13 protein-coding genes are annotated in these 14,603 nt (G+C 40.2%); all 13 read left to right on the top strand.

From position 1 onward, the window contains the following. Positions 1-54 precede the first annotated feature (54 nt). The 13 genes from ychF (at position 55) to G585_RS0107675 (ending at position 14,578) form a co-directional block, all read left to right on the top strand. The gene (ychF, locus tag G585_RS0107735; RefSeq protein WP_022774144.1) at positions 55-1,152 is read left to right on the top strand and encodes a redox-regulated ATPase YchF; all 1,098 of its coding nucleotides are present in this window, start codon (positions 55-57) and stop codon (positions 1,150-1,152) included. A gap of 15 nt (positions 1,153-1,167) precedes the next feature. Beyond that, on the top strand, positions 1,168-2,034 hold the full coding sequence (gene lgt, locus G585_RS0107730; protein WP_022774143.1) for a prolipoprotein diacylglyceryl transferase: 867 nt from the start codon (positions 1,168-1,170) through the stop codon (positions 2,032-2,034). 170 nt (positions 2,035-2,204) lie between these two features. Beyond that, entirely contained in the window at positions 2,205-2,645 is a 441-nt protein-coding gene (mraZ, locus tag G585_RS0107725; protein WP_022774142.1) for a division/cell wall cluster transcriptional repressor MraZ, read from the top strand. Positions 2,646-2,703: 58 nt separating this feature from the next. Next, positions 2,704-3,642, top strand: coding sequence for a 16S rRNA (cytosine(1402)-N(4))-methyltransferase RsmH (gene rsmH / locus G585_RS0107720; protein WP_022774140.1), 939 nt, complete (start codon positions 2,704-2,706; stop codon positions 3,640-3,642). Between the two features lie 38 nt (positions 3,643-3,680). Beyond that, on the top strand, positions 3,681-4,118 hold the full coding sequence (locus tag G585_RS0107715) for a hypothetical protein (protein WP_022774139.1): 438 nt from the start codon (positions 3,681-3,683) through the stop codon (positions 4,116-4,118). Positions 4,119-4,195: 77 nt separating this feature from the next. Next, a complete protein-coding gene (locus G585_RS0107710) occupies positions 4,196-6,436 on the top strand; it encodes a penicillin-binding transpeptidase domain-containing protein (RefSeq protein ID WP_022774138.1) in 2,241 nt (746 codons plus the stop codon). 17 nt (positions 6,437-6,453) lie between these two features. Beyond that, positions 6,454-7,422 carry a phospho-N-acetylmuramoyl-pentapeptide-transferase gene (gene mraY / locus G585_RS0107705; protein WP_022774137.1) on the top strand — a complete coding sequence of 323 codons (969 nt, stop codon included), beginning with the start codon at positions 6,454-6,456 and terminating at the stop codon, positions 7,420-7,422. 25 nt (positions 7,423-7,447) lie between these two features. After that, positions 7,448-8,818 (top strand): UDP-N-acetylmuramoyl-L-alanine--D-glutamate ligase, encoded by a 1,371-nt coding sequence (murD, locus tag G585_RS0107700; protein ID WP_022774135.1) that lies wholly within the window; start codon positions 7,448-7,450, stop codon positions 8,816-8,818. A gap of 41 nt (positions 8,819-8,859) precedes the next feature. Continuing rightward, complete coding sequence (locus G585_RS0107695; protein ID WP_022774134.1) at positions 8,860-10,005, top strand: FtsW/RodA/SpoVE family cell cycle protein; 1,146 nt, start codon at positions 8,860-8,862, stop codon at positions 10,003-10,005. A gap of 5 nt (positions 10,006-10,010) precedes the next feature. After that, on the top strand, positions 10,011-10,829 hold the full coding sequence (locus G585_RS0107690) for a cell division protein FtsQ/DivIB (RefSeq protein WP_022774129.1): 819 nt from the start codon (positions 10,011-10,013) through the stop codon (positions 10,827-10,829). A gap of 108 nt (positions 10,830-10,937) precedes the next feature. Further along, the gene (gene ftsZ / locus G585_RS0107685; RefSeq protein WP_026663850.1) at positions 10,938-12,170 is read left to right on the top strand and encodes a cell division protein FtsZ; all 1,233 of its coding nucleotides are present in this window, start codon (positions 10,938-10,940) and stop codon (positions 12,168-12,170) included. A 150-nt stretch (positions 12,171-12,320) separates the two neighbouring features. After that, entirely contained in the window at positions 12,321-12,833 is a 513-nt protein-coding gene (nrdR, locus tag G585_RS0107680) for a transcriptional regulator NrdR (protein WP_022774126.1), read from the top strand. Positions 12,834-12,988: 155 nt separating this feature from the next. Further along, entirely contained in the window at positions 12,989-14,578 is a 1,590-nt protein-coding gene (locus G585_RS0107675) for an ABC transporter substrate-binding protein (RefSeq protein ID WP_026663849.1), read from the top strand. The last annotated feature ends 25 nt before the right edge of the window (positions 14,579-14,603 follow it).

Below are 14,603 nucleotides of genomic sequence, written 5' to 3'. Positions count from 1 at the left end.
AGCTGAGATAACAAATGGCTTAAATAAAGCATTTTTAGAAGGAGATATATAAAAATGAAACTAGGCATAGTAGGTTTACCAAACGTAGGTAAGTCAACACTTTTTAATTCACTTACAAATGCAGGAGCGCTTGCAGCTAATTATCCTTTTGCAACAATTGATCCTAACGTTGGAGTTGTTGCAGTTCCTGACAAGAGACTTAAGCTTTTGGGGGATCTTTATCATTCCAAGAAGGTTACACCTGCAACAATCGAGTTTGTTGATATAGCAGGACTTGTAAAGGGTGCATCAAAGGGTGAAGGACTTGGAAACCAGTTCCTTGCAAATATTCGTGAGACAGATGCTATCGTGCACGTTGTAAGATGCTTTGAGGACCCTAATGTGGTTCATGTAGATGGATCAGTTGATCCTGCAAGAGATATAGAGACGATTAACCTTGAGCTTATTTTTGCAGATCTTGAGGTTCTTGAGAGAAGAATAGCAAAGGTTGCTAAGACTGCACGTATGGATAAGACTGCAGCAAAAGAGCTGGATCTTTTAAATAAGATAAAGGCAACTCTTGAAGAAAATAAGATGGCAAGAGAACTTGAGATTGATGATGAAGACGAACTTGCACTTATGAATGGCTATGATCTTCTCACATGGAAGCCTGTTATCTATGCTGCAAATGTTAAAGATGAGGATCTCGCCGATGATGGAGCTTCTAATAAATATGTTGCAGCTGTAAGAGAACTTGCTTCAAAGTCAGGTAGCGAGGTATTTGTTATCAGTGCTCAGATCGAAGCTGAAATTTCAGAACTTGAAGCTGATGAGAAGGCAGAGTTCCTTGAGAGCATGGGACTTACAGAGTCTGGACTTGATAAGCTTATTGCAGCAAGCTACAAGACACTTGGTCTTATGAGCTTCCTTACATCAGGTGAAGATGAGACAAGAGCATGGACAATCAAGATTGGAACAAAGGCTCCTCAGGCAGCAGGTAAGATCCATACAGATTTTGAGAGAGGATTTATCAAGGCTGAAGTTATCAACTACGAGGATCTTCTTAGAGAGGGTTCACTTGCAGCAGCAAGAGAAAAAGGTCTTGTCCGCATGGAAGGAAAAGAGTACGTGGTTCAGGATGGAGATGTTATCCTGTTTAGGTTTAACGTATAAAAAGTGGAGGATGTTATGCCGGATATAATGGGGAAGATGGATATTGCGTTTCCACACTTAAATATCTATTTGGAGAATGTCCCAAAGAGTTTTACTGTTTTTGGCTTTAGTATTGCTTTATATGGAGTGATCATAGGATTGGGCTTTTTTCTGGCACTTATTCTTATTTCAAAAGTTGCCGGGGCAACAGGCCAGAATCCTGATACATACTGGGATGTGGCAACTTTTATAATTGCTTTTTCAATTATTGGAGCCAGAATATATTATGTGTTTTTTGCCTGGGATTACTATAAAGATAATCCTATCAGTGTGTTTAACATCAGAAATGGCGGCCTTGCAATATATGGTGGCGTGATAGCGGGATTCCTTACGGCGTTTATTTATTGCAGGATCAAAAAAGTTAATTTCTTTTTGCTCACAGATACTATCATGCCCGGGCTTTTACTTGGTCAGGTAATGGGAAGATGGGGCAATTTTACTAACAGAGAAGCTTTTGGTGAATATACAGATAATCTTTTTGCCATGAGACTTCCTGTGGAAGCTGTAAGAAGCGGAGAGATAACTGAGCTTATGAAGGCTCACATGGTGGAAGGAACAAACTATATTCAGGTGAGTCCGACATTTCTTTATGAAAGTATGTGGAACCTGTGCCTTCTTATGATAGTGCTTTTGTATATCAAACATAAGAAGTTCGATGGTGAGATAGTTCTTTTATATCTTGGTGGCTATGGCCTTGGAAGATTCTGGATAGAAGGACTTAGAACTGACCAGCTCATAATGCATACCACAGGACTTCCGGTGTCACAGATGCTTGCCCTATGTCTTGTTGTATTTTCAGTGACGGCTATGATCATTAAACGTCTTAAAATGCGCGAAAAGTAATAAACAGAATATTTTTTTCAATGAAAAATGTCTTCTTGAATTTTTGATTCAGGAGGGCATTTTTTTTCATGGATTTTTAATAGACAGTAAGAAAAAAGTGTTCTATAATGTGTTTAGGTGGTAAAAAGTGGCAAAAAGTGGTTAAAAGTGGTAGAAAAGTGGTAAATTAAGTGGGAGCAGCATTTAAAGGCGAATATAGTCATTCCATAGATGCTAAGGGAAGACTCATAATACCTGCTAAATTCCGCGAGCTTTTGGGTGATCAATTTGTGGTTACCAAGGGCTTTGACGGATGCCTTTTTGTGTTCGCAGAAGAGGGATGGAATCAGTTTGAAGAAAAACTACAGTCCCTGCCCATGGATAAACCTGAAGCCAGAATGCTTGGCCGTTTCTTCATCGCAGGAGCAATTGATGCGGAAGTCGACAAGCAGGGAAGAATTCTTTTGCCAGCGAATCTCCTGCAGCATGCGGGAATAGAAAAAGAAGCTGTTATAGCAGGTGTAGGTAATCGAGCTGAAATCTGGAGTAAGGCAGAATGGGAGAAGGCAAGCACCTTCGATGACATCAATGGAATTGCAGCTAAGATGAGTGAGTACGGTTTAAGCATTTAAGCTGAACTTAGAAGCTTTTCGAGTATGGTGCATGGCTCAACAATAGTAAGGAAAAAGTATGGAATTCAAACATTATTCAGTACTCCTTGATGAGTGCCTGGACAATTTGAATATTAAGCCTGATGGAATTTATCTTGATGGAACTCTTGGTGGTGCAGGACATTCTTCACATATTGCTGAGAGACTGACAGATGGAGGACATCTGTACGGCACGGATCAGGATGAAGACGCTATCTGTGCAGCAACAAAGAGGCTTGAACCTTATGAATCCAGAGTCACTATCATCAGAGATAACTATGAAAATGCTGTGGAGAGGCTGAAGGCTCTTGGAGTTACCGGAGTTGACGGCATCCTGCTTGATCTTGGAGTGTCATCTTACCAGCTTGATAACGCTGAAAGAGGTTTTACCTATAAAGAAGATGTTCCTCTCGATATGAGAATGGACCAGAGACAGACACTGACAGCCAGAGATATTATCAATGACTATTCTGAGATGGAACTTTTCCACATCATAAGAGATTTTGGAGAAGATAAATTTGCCAAGAATATTGCAAAGCATATCTGTATAGAAAGAGCTAAATCTCCAATAGAAACAACGGGACAGCTCAATGACATCATTAAGGCGGCTATACCTGCCAAGATGAGAGAAAAGGGAGGCCATCCTTCCAAGAGAACTTATCAGGCTATTAGAATAGCCCTTAACAGAGAGTTGGATGTTTTGCAGAACTCTTTGGATGGATTTATTGATTTCCTTAATCCCGGAGGAAGGCTCTGCGTTATTACTTTCCATTCATTGGAAGACAGAATAACCAAGAATAACTTCAGAAGAAATGAGAATCCTTGCACATGCCCGCCTAATTTCCCGGTCTGTGTATGTGGCAAGACATCAAAAGGTAAGGTAATAACTAGAAAGCCTATTTTACCAAGTGAAAAAGAACTTGCTGAGAATAAACGTTCTCAGAGTGCGAAACTTAGAGTGTTTGAAAAGATCAAGTAAATTATTGAACTGCAATAGCAGTAAGAAGGGAGGCTAACATGGCAAATGAATATATTCGCGGAAATACCGTAAAAAAGATCAATGAACAACCAAATGAGAAAAAAGACCGCTTCCATGTGCAGGAGCCTCAAAAGAAAAATAGAAGGCGCCACCACATGAGTCTTGGATACCTTGTGTTTTTATCAATGGCAATGGTGCTTATGGTGGGAACGCTTGCGTGGTACATCAATCTGCAGTCACAGATCAAGAACAGCGTTAAACATGTAGCTCAGCTTGAAAGCCAGCTCAATGCATTAAAACAGGATAACGATGAGGCTTACAACAGAGCTAACGGCAATGTTGACCTTGATGAGGTAAAAAGAATAGCGATTCAGGAATACGGAATGACGTATGCCAGTGAGGGACAGATCATAACATATTCTGATGGCGGTGGAAATGACTATGTACGCCAGATTGCGCCTATCCCGCATGAATAACTTCTTAAAATAATTTGCCCCTGGTACAAAATATGACTATAATTGAAAGGGTGTAATTGGAAGGATTTTATGTTTAGATGAAAAGGCGTAAGGAAAAAAATAAGCAGAAGTTTACTATAGGAATGAGAAAAAAGCTGGTGGTGCTATTTGTATTGGTACTACTGGCTTTCGTTGGGTTAGGGGTCAGACTTATCCTTATAACCAAGAATAACGGTGAGGAGTATCAGAAACAGGTTCTTTCTCAGCAGCAATATGATTCGACGACTATTCCTTTTAGAAGAGGCGAGATCCTGGATGCCAACAATACTATTCTTGCCTACAGTGAGAAAGTATACAATGTTATCCTTGATGCAAAGATTCTTTTAAGGGATTCCAAATATCTTGATCCTACGATAAAAGCGCTTGTAAGATGCTTTGGGCTTGATGGAGGCGATATAAGAAATTACCTTTCAGAGCATCCATCATCTCAGTATTATATTTTGGCCAAAAAACTTACTTACTCAGAGATAAGTGAGTTCCAGGGACTTATTACTCCCGGCTCTGAAACCTACGATGAAAATATTCAGGGCATATGGTTCGAGGAAAGCTACATTCGTAAATATCCAAACGGTTCTCTTGCCAGTGACATAATAGGCTTTACTTCAAGTGACAACACCGGTATGTATGGACTTGAGGAGTATTACAACAATACTCTTAGTGGAACCCCGGGAAGAGAATACGGATATCTTGACGATGATTCCAATCTTGAGAGAACAACTATTTCAGCTACAGACGGTGATAGCATCGTCACAACTATTGATGGTAATCTTCAAACAATAGTTGAGAAACATTTATACGAGTTCAATGAGCAGTATAAAAACAACGCCAGAGAAGGCAACGGAGCCAATAACGTAGGGTGTATCATCATGGATATCCATACTGGTGAGATCCTTGCTATGGCAAGTTATCCAAACTTTGACCTGAACAACCCCAGAGATACAGCGGCCCTTATCGGAATGCCTGCGGTTGATGAAAAGGGAAACAAAGTAAAGGGCGAATCAGTCTATGACTCCGGTGTGTACATCACTGAGGAAATGCTTCAAAACTTTACTGATGAACAGCTCTATCAGAACTACAATGCTTTGTGGAAAAATTTCTGCATTGCAGATACATACGAGCCCGGATCTGTTGCCAAGCCATTCACTGTAGCTACAGGACTTGAGAGCGGTTCTATAACAGGTAACGAAGTCTATAACTGCCTTGGTAAGCTTGAAGTCGGCGGTTGGGAAATCAAGTGTCATAATACCTATGGTGACGGAGCTGTTTCAGTATCAAGAGGAATTGAGATTTCCTGTAACGTGGCTATGATGTATGTAGCACAGGCTATTGGAGTAAATACTTTTACCAAATTCCAAAAAGATTTCGGATTTGGACTTAAGACTAATATCGATCTTGCAGGAGAAGCCAGAACTGAGGGCCTTACCTACAGCGCTTCCAATATGACGTCTACTGACCTTGCTACAAACTCTTTTGGACAGGGCTTTAACGTAGATATGATCGAAATGATAACAGCCTTTAGCTCACTGATAAATGGTGGTTATTACTATGAACCTCATGTTGTTAAAAAAGTTGTGAGTAGCAGCGGAGCTACAATTAAGAATATTGAACCGAGAATTTTAAGACAGACAATATCACAGAGCACATCTGATAAGATAATTGAGTATTGTAATCAGGTTGTTGCTGGCGCAGAAGGTACAGGTAAAACTGCAAGGCCTGCAGGATACATGATCGGCGGCAAGACCGGAACAGCTCAGACCCTTCCCCGTGGAAACCATCAGTACGTAGTTTCATTTATGGGATATGCACCTGCATCTGACCCTGATATAGCAATCTATGTTGTTGTGGACAGACCAAACGTGCTTTATCAGGATGATGCCAAGTTTGCGACCAGAATAGTAAGAGCTATTCTTACAGAGGCTCTTCCTTATCTCAACTATCCTATGACAGAGGAACTTTCTGAAAAAGAAAAAGCGGAACTTGAGACTCTTCGTGAGCAACTTGTTACAACAGCAGTTGCGGAAGAAGAGCAGGAGGAAAATCCGGAGGAAGTTACAGAAGAGGCAGGTGAAACTGAGGAGGAAACTACTGAGGCACCTGAGGAAAAAGAAAGAACTTCAATCTGGGAGTCATTTGACAAAGATCCTACTACGGGCTATTATGTAGACCCAAGTAACGGAAATCTTATAGATCCGGACAGCGGAAGCGTAGTTGGCGGAGATGAGCTTCCTGATTTTGAGGGAGTACCGGAAGAGGCCGCTTCGGCAAGCAGTAGTAATTAAAATTTGAGGATGTAATTATGGAAAACTATTTAACCAGAACACTGATACCTGTTCTTGTATCATTTCTTGTAGCAGTTATTATCGGACCTTCAGTAATAGGTATGTTAAAAAAGCTTAAGGCAGGTCAGACAGAGCGTGAAGAGGGACTTGAGTCCCATCAGAAAAAGACCGGAACTCCAACAATGGGAGGAATCATATTCCTTATTCCTTTCTTTATTATAGGAGTTTTGTACGGCGCAGCGCATAAGGAAGTTATTCCGGTGCTTATTCTCACCTTTGGTTTTGGACTTATTGGTTTTATTGATGATTATATCAAAGTAGTAAAAAAGCATAATCTGGGGCTTCGTGCATGGCAGAAGATTGTGGGACAGCTCATTATTGTAGTTGTATTTGCCCTCTATGTAGAGAAATTTACTGATCTTTCCCTTGCAATGAAGGTTCCATTCACAAATATAATGCTTGATTTTGGATTCTGGAATATTCCAATCCTATTCTTTATTGCACTTGGAACAGCCAACGGAACAAACTTTACAGACGGAGTTGATGGCCTTTGCGCATCGGTAACAGCAGTTGTAGCAGGATTTTTTGCGGTAGCTGGAATGGTGACAGGAGCAACAGGGGCTGAGGTTATGTCTTCAGCTATGATGGGAGCTCTTTTAGGCTATCTTGTATATAACGTATATCCCGGAAAAGTAATGATGGGAGATACAGGATCCCTTGCCATAGGCGGATTTGTTACCGGAATAGCGTACGTTATGCATATGCCTATATTCATTGTGATAGTGGGCTTTATTTACGCGTTGGAAGTTGTTTCGGTTATTATGCAGGTTTCATATTTTAAGATAACACACGGCAAAAGAATTTTCAGAATGGCCCCTATTCATCATCATTTTGAAAAAGGTGGCTGGTCTGAGACTAAGGTTGTGAATGTGTTTACTACAGTGACAATACTCATGTGCCTTATTGCTTATGCCGGTTTGAGATAACTAATGATATACGAAGGAATGTAAAATGAAAGCAGCAGATATTATTGGAAAAAAAGTACTAGTAATTGGTTCAGGTCTCTCCGGAGTCGGATCAGTAAGACTCCTTCATCAGGTTGGTGCAGTGCCGATCGTATTGGAAGAGAATACAAAGGTAACTGAAGAAGATATCAGAAAAAAACTCCACGAAGAGGATAGGGATAATACACAGATCATCATTGGAAATATTGAAGATGAAATATTGGATGAACTCTCTCTGACTGTTCCAAGTCCTGCAGTACCTCTTGATGCACCTACAGTTATGAGAATTAAAGAGAAAAATATACCTATCTGGAGTGAGATTGAGCTGGCTTACAATTTTTCTAAAGGTAAGCTGGTTGCAATAACAGGAACAAATGGTAAGACTACCACTACAACTCTTGTGGGCGATATTATGAAGGCTCATTTTGCAGATACATACGTAGTTGGAAATATAGGCGTATCCTACGCTGAAAGCGCACTTAAGATGACTGAAGACTCTGTTACTACAGGTGAGATCAGTTCTTTTCAGCTTGAGGCTGTTGATAATTTCCATGCAAATGTATCAGCAATCCTTAATATTACACCGGATCATCTCAACAGACATCATACAATGGAATGCTATGCTTCCATGAAGGAAAATATCACAAACAGACAGACAAAGGATGATACCTGTGTCCTTAATTATGACAACGAATATACAAGAGATTTTGGAAATAGATGTCCATCTAAGGTGATCTTTTTCTCAACAAAAGAAAAGCTCTCTGACGGATTCTTCCTTGATGGCGATGAGATCTTTATGAGTACAGCAGGCAATGCAACCAGGATTATGAACATTCATGATATGAATCTGGTTGGACTTTGTAATGTTGAAAATGTTATGGCAGCCATAGCAATAGCTCTTTCTATGGGTGTTCCGCTTGCTACAATTCTTAACGTTGTTCGTAACTTCAAGGCAGTAGAGCATAGAATTGAGTTTGTTGCTACAAAGAATGGCGTTGACTATTACAATGATTCCAAGGGAACCAATCCTGACGCAGCTATTCAGGGCATAAGGGCCATGAGCAAGCCAACAATCCTTATCGGCGGGGGCTATGATAAGGGCAGTGAATATGACGAGTGGATTGAGAACTTTGGAGATAAGGTAAAACTTCTGGTCCTTATTGGCCAGACCAGAGAAAAGATTGCAGAGTGCGCTAAAAAGCATGGATTTACCAATTACTGTTTTAAAGACAGTTTTGAAGAGGCACTTAAGTTCTGTACAGAAAGTGCTGATGAGGGTGATGCGGTTCTTTTATCACCTGCATGCGCAAGCTGGGATATGTTCCCAAATTATGAGACCAGGGGAAAGAAATTCAAGGAATACGTAAATGCGCTGTAATGTGCTCTTTTACGGTATTTGTTATGTTATGAGGGATTAAAGTGGAGAGAGTCAAGACACTTAGAAAGCCAAAAGTTGAATCATATATAGACTATAGTCTGGTTTTCATAGTTCTGTTTTTGCTGGCTTTTGGACTGGTTATGCTTTATTCAACAAGTTCCTACGAAGCCAATCTGGACTATGGAGACTCAGCCTATTACTTTAAACATCAGCTCGGACCAACGATCATTGGACTTGGAGCTATGATTTTCATGTCCTATTTTCCATACGGGATCCTGAAGAAATTTGCTTTTCCAATCTATGCGCTCGCAGCCGGATTATTGTTTCTTCTTATCCCTTTTGGAAAAACCATCAACGGCGCAAAGAGATGGATATATATTGCAGGTATCTCGATTCAGCCAGCCGAGATTGCCAAATTTGCCGTAATTGTTTTTTCTGCGACACTTGTTATTTCTCTAAAAAAGAAACTGCTTGATCCAAAAGGCTTTGGGACAATGCTTGCGTTTCCGGCGTTTCTTTCGCTTTTGGTATATGGAATCACCAAAAACCTAAGTTCTGCGATCATTATCATGGGCATTGCTGTAGTAATGCTTTTTGTGTCTACACCCGGATATAAGAGGTATGTTATCGCAGCTCTTTCTGTGTTGGCTTTGGCCACTGTAATTGTTCTTATTGTTGCTAATTCAGCAGATTCAAGTGGAATGAACTACAGATTCAAAAGAATACTTGTATGGCTTGATCCCGCTGCTTACGCCAGCGGTAAGGGATTCCAGACTATTCAGGCTCTTTATGCTATTGGCTCAGGCGGGATATTTGGTAAAGGTCTTGGCGAGAGCATGCAAAAAATGGGCTTTATCCCAGAGGCTCAGAACGATATGATCTTTTCCATTATCTGCGAAGAACTGGGACTTTTTGGAGCAATCGCGGTAATGCTCATGTTCCTTCTTCTTATCTGGAGATTGATGGTAATAGCCAATAATGCCCCTGATATGTTTGGAGCACTGCTTGTTATCGGCGTTATGGGTCATATTGCTATTCAGGTTATCCTTAATATCGCGGTTGTAACCAATACCATACCTAATACCGGGATCACACTTCCATTTATTAGTTACGGTGGTTCCGCGGTTATCGTTCAGCTTGCAGAAATTGGCATGGCGCTTAATGTGGCCAGAAATATAGGAAGATGATATAGATGGCAAAGAAAAAGCGTAGAAAACCCAGACCAAGAAAAAAGAATAATATAGATATCAGAAGTTTTTTTGAAAAGATCACAGACTCCTTAAGATATAACAGGAGTCTTTATATTATCATCAGTATAGTCGTAATTGTTTTGATCGTAGGACTTCTGGCATTCACTTACATAAGGGATAATTACACCATTACAAACGTTTATGTAACAGGCAATACACATTACACAAACGAAGAAGTTATCGATATGGTAATGACAGATAAACTCTGTCACAATTCACTGTATCTTTCACTAAAATACAGGAACAAGTCAATAGAAGGTGTCCCTTTTGTAGAAAAAATGAGTGTTGAGATAGTATCCCCTGACACTGTAAGAATAAATGTATACGAAAAAGCGGTTGCAGGATATATTTCGTATTTGGGCCATTATATTTATTTTGACAGAGATGGAATAGTGGTTGAAAGCTCATTGGAGGCCAGTGATGACGTTCCTGAGGTTTTAGGACTTAGCTTTTCATATGTTGTACTATACGAAAAACTGCCAATAGATAACGAGGAGGTTTTTGAGGAAATCCTTGATATCACACAGCTTTTGTCCAAGTACAACTTAAAGGCAAACAAGATCTTTTTTGACAGCGAGTATAATCTTTACCTGTATTTTGAGGGAATTGAAGTAAGTATAGGCACAAAAGACTATATAGATGAAAAAATAATACAACTTCAGTACATTTTACCTAAACTTGAAGGTAAAACAGGTTTGCTCGAAATGAAAGATTATGACGAAGATACAAAAAACGTGACTTTTCAGGAAAAAAAGCAGTAATTTGTTGTACAAAAACAATAATTTAAAGGAAAAAAACAGGTTGATAATTGAACAAAAAAATCGTATCATAGCTATTAGGAGTCTATGGATTATGAAGGAGGAGTTGTTTTGCTGGAGATAAAGTCAAACGAAGCAGAAAATGCCTGCAAGATAATTGTCGTTGGGGTCGGCGGTGCAGGAAATAATGCTGTAAATAGAATGGTAGACGAAAACATTACCGGTGTTGAGTTCATCGGTATAAATACAGATAAACAGGCACTTCAGTTATGCAAAGCCCCTAAGCTTTTACAGATCGGAGAGAAGCTTACAAAGGGTCTTGGTGCCGGTGCAAAGCCTGAGATTGGCCAGAAAGCTGCTGAGGAGAGCGCAGAAGAGATTTCTGCTGCACTTAAGGGCGCTGATATGGTATTCGTTACTTGTGGTATGGGTGGCGGAACAGGAACAGGTGCTGCTCCAGTTGTTGCAAAACTTGCCAAAGAGATGGGTATTCTTACTGTTGGTGTGGTTACAAAACCTTTCAGTTTCGAGGCTCGTGTTCGTATGCAGAACGCTATGCTCGGAATATCTAATATCAGGACTAATGTAGATACACTTATTGTTATCCCTAACGATAAACTTCTTCAGATTGTTGACAGACGTACAACTATGCCTGATGCCCTTAAGAAAGCTGATGAAGTACTTCAGCAGGCAGTTCAGGGTGTTACTGATCTTATCAATGTACCTGCAGTTATCAACCTCGATTTCGCAGATGTACAGACTGTTATGAAGGATAAAGGTATTGCTCATATCGGTATTGGTACTGGTAAGGGTGATGATAAGGCAGCGGATGCTGTTAAGATGGCGGTTGAGAGTCCACTTCTTGAGACTAAGGTTAACGGAGCTACAGATGTTATCATCAATATCTCTGGTGATATCAGTCTTACAGATGCTCAGGAGGCTTCTGATTATGTTCGTGGACTTGCCGGCGATGATGTAAATGTTATCTTTGGTGCAATGTATGATGAGAATAAGACTGATACTTGCACAGTTACAGTTATCGCTACAGGAATTGATGATAAGCTTGTGGCAGCTAAGCCAGCTGCAGCTAGACCGGTTCAGCAGGCAACACCTGTAACACCAGTTTCAATTCCACAGCCTACAGTTAACGTAGCACATGCTACAACTGTTACACCATCTTCAGTAGTAACTCCTATCCAGCCTTCAGTAGAGACAATTGGTATTTCTCGAGAGAACAGTGCTGCAGCTCCTAAGCCAAATCTTGGTATCAACAGACCTACAGATATCAAGAGCACAGTAGAGCCAAAGTCACTTAAAATTCCTGATTTCTTACAGAGAAAGTAAAAATTAACGAAATAGTATTAAAAAGCCTTTTGCAAATTATGCAAAAGGCTTTTATTTTTGCCTGAACAATGCTACAATAGTTTGTGTAGTTGTTTGATTTTTTCACCAATATGTAGTGGACATGTCAAATCGGAAAATGGAGGAAAAGTTATGAAGTGCCCATTCTGTGGGAAAGATGATACCAGAGTAATTGATTCAAGACCGGCTGACGATAATACGTCAATTAGGAGAAGAAGGGTCTGTGATTCCTGTAGCAAGCGTTTTACTACATATGAAAAAGTTGAGACAATACCTCTTATTGTTATCAAGAAGGGCGATGTGAGAGAACCATATGACAGAGCCAAGATAGAGGCAGGAGTATTCAGAGCGTGTCATAAGAGGCCTGTAAGTGCTGAGCAGATCACTAAAATGGTTGATGCGGTAGAGACAGAGATCTTTAATATGGAGCAGAAGGAAATCCCCAGCAGATCCATAGGTGAGATTGTTATGGATAAGATGAAAAATCTTGATCCTGTAGCTTATGTCAGATTTGCATCTGTTTATAGAGAGTTTAAGGATGTGAACACATTTATGGATGAATTGAAGTCAGTCCTCAAGAAGGAAGCAGAGGGGACTATAACAGACAGCACAGACAAGAACACACCTCTTTTAAAGAAAGAATAAAAAGTAGAATAAAAAGTACAAGTAATAGCCTTGACAACTTATTGTCAAGGCTATATATTTACATACGTATTGCTGCGTTGCTTTATAACATGCGCATACGTGGCGAAAAAACAATTTCATAGGAGGAAGATTTTAGCATGATTAGAGGAGATGTTATGAGAAAGGGAGTATCATCACTTCTGATGATCGTGTTAACAACACTGACTGTTGCATTGAGTGGATGCTCAAGTGACAAGGCAGGGGAATCTGCTTCTTTGGACCAGAGCGCAGGGGCGAGCACTGAAACAGTGACTGGCACAGCTGATACAGCGTCTGAAGCGGTTGCAGATGATCTTTCTAAGCTTATCGTAGGTATACCTCAGGATATAAGCGATCTTGACCCTCATTACGCAACGGGGGCTGGAATCAAAGAGGTATTATTTAACGTCTTTGAAGGCCTTGTAAAGCCTGACGCTAGCGGTAATCTTATCCCAGCTGTAGCAAGTGAAGTTAACATTTCTGATGACAACAAGGTTTACACATTTACACTTCGCGATGGAATCAAGTTCCATGATGGAAGTCTGGTTACAGTGGAGGATATCAAGTATTCTATCGACCGCAACAGGGGCGCTGATGGAAGCGAGCCACTTGTTTCTTCATTTTCCAATATTGAAAGTGTAAATATTATTGATGACAGCCATGTAGAGATTGTTCTTACAACTCCAAACTCAGAGTTTTTACCACTTCTTACAGTGGCTATCATTCCAGAGAGCAATACAGATCCTGCTACTAATCCAATTGGTACAGGCCCTTACAAGTATGTTTCAAGCTCACCACAGGAGAACTTCATCGTTACAAGATTTGATGACTATTGGGGCGATAAGGCATACATTAAGGATGTAGTATTCAAAGTTGAGGCTAACTCAGATGCGATCGTACTTGATCTTGAAGGCGGATCACTTGATATGGTTGCCCGTCTTACAAGCGCTCAGGTAGCTCAGCTTTCAGATAAGTTTGATATTTACGAAGGCACAATGAACCTGGTTCAGGCTATGTACCTTAACAACGCAGTAAAGCCTTTTGATGATGTTAAGGTAAGACAGGCTCTGTGCTATGCAATAAGCCCTCAGGAGATTATGGATTTTGTTTCTGATGGCGCCGGAACAGAGATCGGTAGTGCTATGTATCCTTCATTTACAAAGTACTATGATCCAGCTCTTAATGATACTTATAATCAGGATGTAGAGAAAGCGAAAGCTCTTTTGGCTGAGGCTGGTTACCCTGATGGATTTACATTTACAATTACAGTTCCATCAAACTATGCGCAGCACGTTGATACTGCACAGGTTATTGCTGAGGAACTTAAGGCTATTGGTGTTACAGCCAATATTCAGGAAGTTGAATGGAATACATGGCTCAGTGATGTTTATTCTGACAAGAACTATGAGGCAACAGTTGTAGGCTTTGATGCTTCTACTCTTTCTGCTTCAGCTCTTCTTGCAAGATATTGCTCAGATTCAAGCAAGAACATGTTCAACTTCAAGAGCGATGCATATGATGCAGCTTATGCAAATGCAGTAGCAACTTCTGATGATGCTGAAAAGACCAAGTACTATAAAGAGTGCCTTAAGATTCTTTCAGAAGAAGCAGCTAATGTATATATTCAGGACCTTCCTGAGTTTGTTGCTCTTAATAAGAAATTCACAGGATATGAATTTTATCCTCTTTATGTACAGGATATAGCTAAAATCAGACCTGCACAGTAAAGAAAAGTAAGATATAGCGAGGAAT

Origin of the sequence: Butyrivibrio sp. AE2015, assembly GCF_000420825.1 — a bacterium.
Classification (GTDB): Bacteria; Bacillota; Clostridia; order Lachnospirales; family Lachnospiraceae; genus Butyrivibrio.
This window is presented reverse-complemented; position numbering and strand designations above follow the sequence as displayed.

Coding starts and splice junctions, on each gene's coding strand:
- ychF (WP_022774144.1), top strand. CDS start 55: ATGAAACTAGGCATAGTAGGTTTACCAAACGTAGGTAAGTCAACACTT.
- G585_RS0107710 (WP_022774138.1), top strand. CDS start 4,196: ATGAAAAGGCGTAAGGAAAAAAATAAGCAGAAGTTTACTATAGGAATG.
- nrdR (WP_022774126.1), top strand. CDS start 12,321: ATGAAGTGCCCATTCTGTGGGAAAGATGATACCAGAGTAATTGATTCA.
- lgt (WP_022774143.1), top strand. CDS start 1,168: ATGCCGGATATAATGGGGAAGATGGATATTGCGTTTCCACACTTAAAT.
- rsmH (WP_022774140.1), top strand. CDS start 2,704: ATGGAATTCAAACATTATTCAGTACTCCTTGATGAGTGCCTGGACAAT.
- murD (WP_022774135.1), top strand. CDS start 7,448: ATGAAAGCAGCAGATATTATTGGAAAAAAAGTACTAGTAATTGGTTCA.
- mraY (WP_022774137.1), top strand. CDS start 6,454: ATGGAAAACTATTTAACCAGAACACTGATACCTGTTCTTGTATCATTT.
- G585_RS0107675 (WP_026663849.1), top strand. CDS start 12,989: ATGAGAAAGGGAGTATCATCACTTCTGATGATCGTGTTAACAACACTG.
- G585_RS0107715 (WP_022774139.1), top strand. CDS start 3,681: ATGGCAAATGAATATATTCGCGGAAATACCGTAAAAAAGATCAATGAA.
- G585_RS0107690 (WP_022774129.1), top strand. CDS start 10,011: ATGGCAAAGAAAAAGCGTAGAAAACCCAGACCAAGAAAAAAGAATAAT.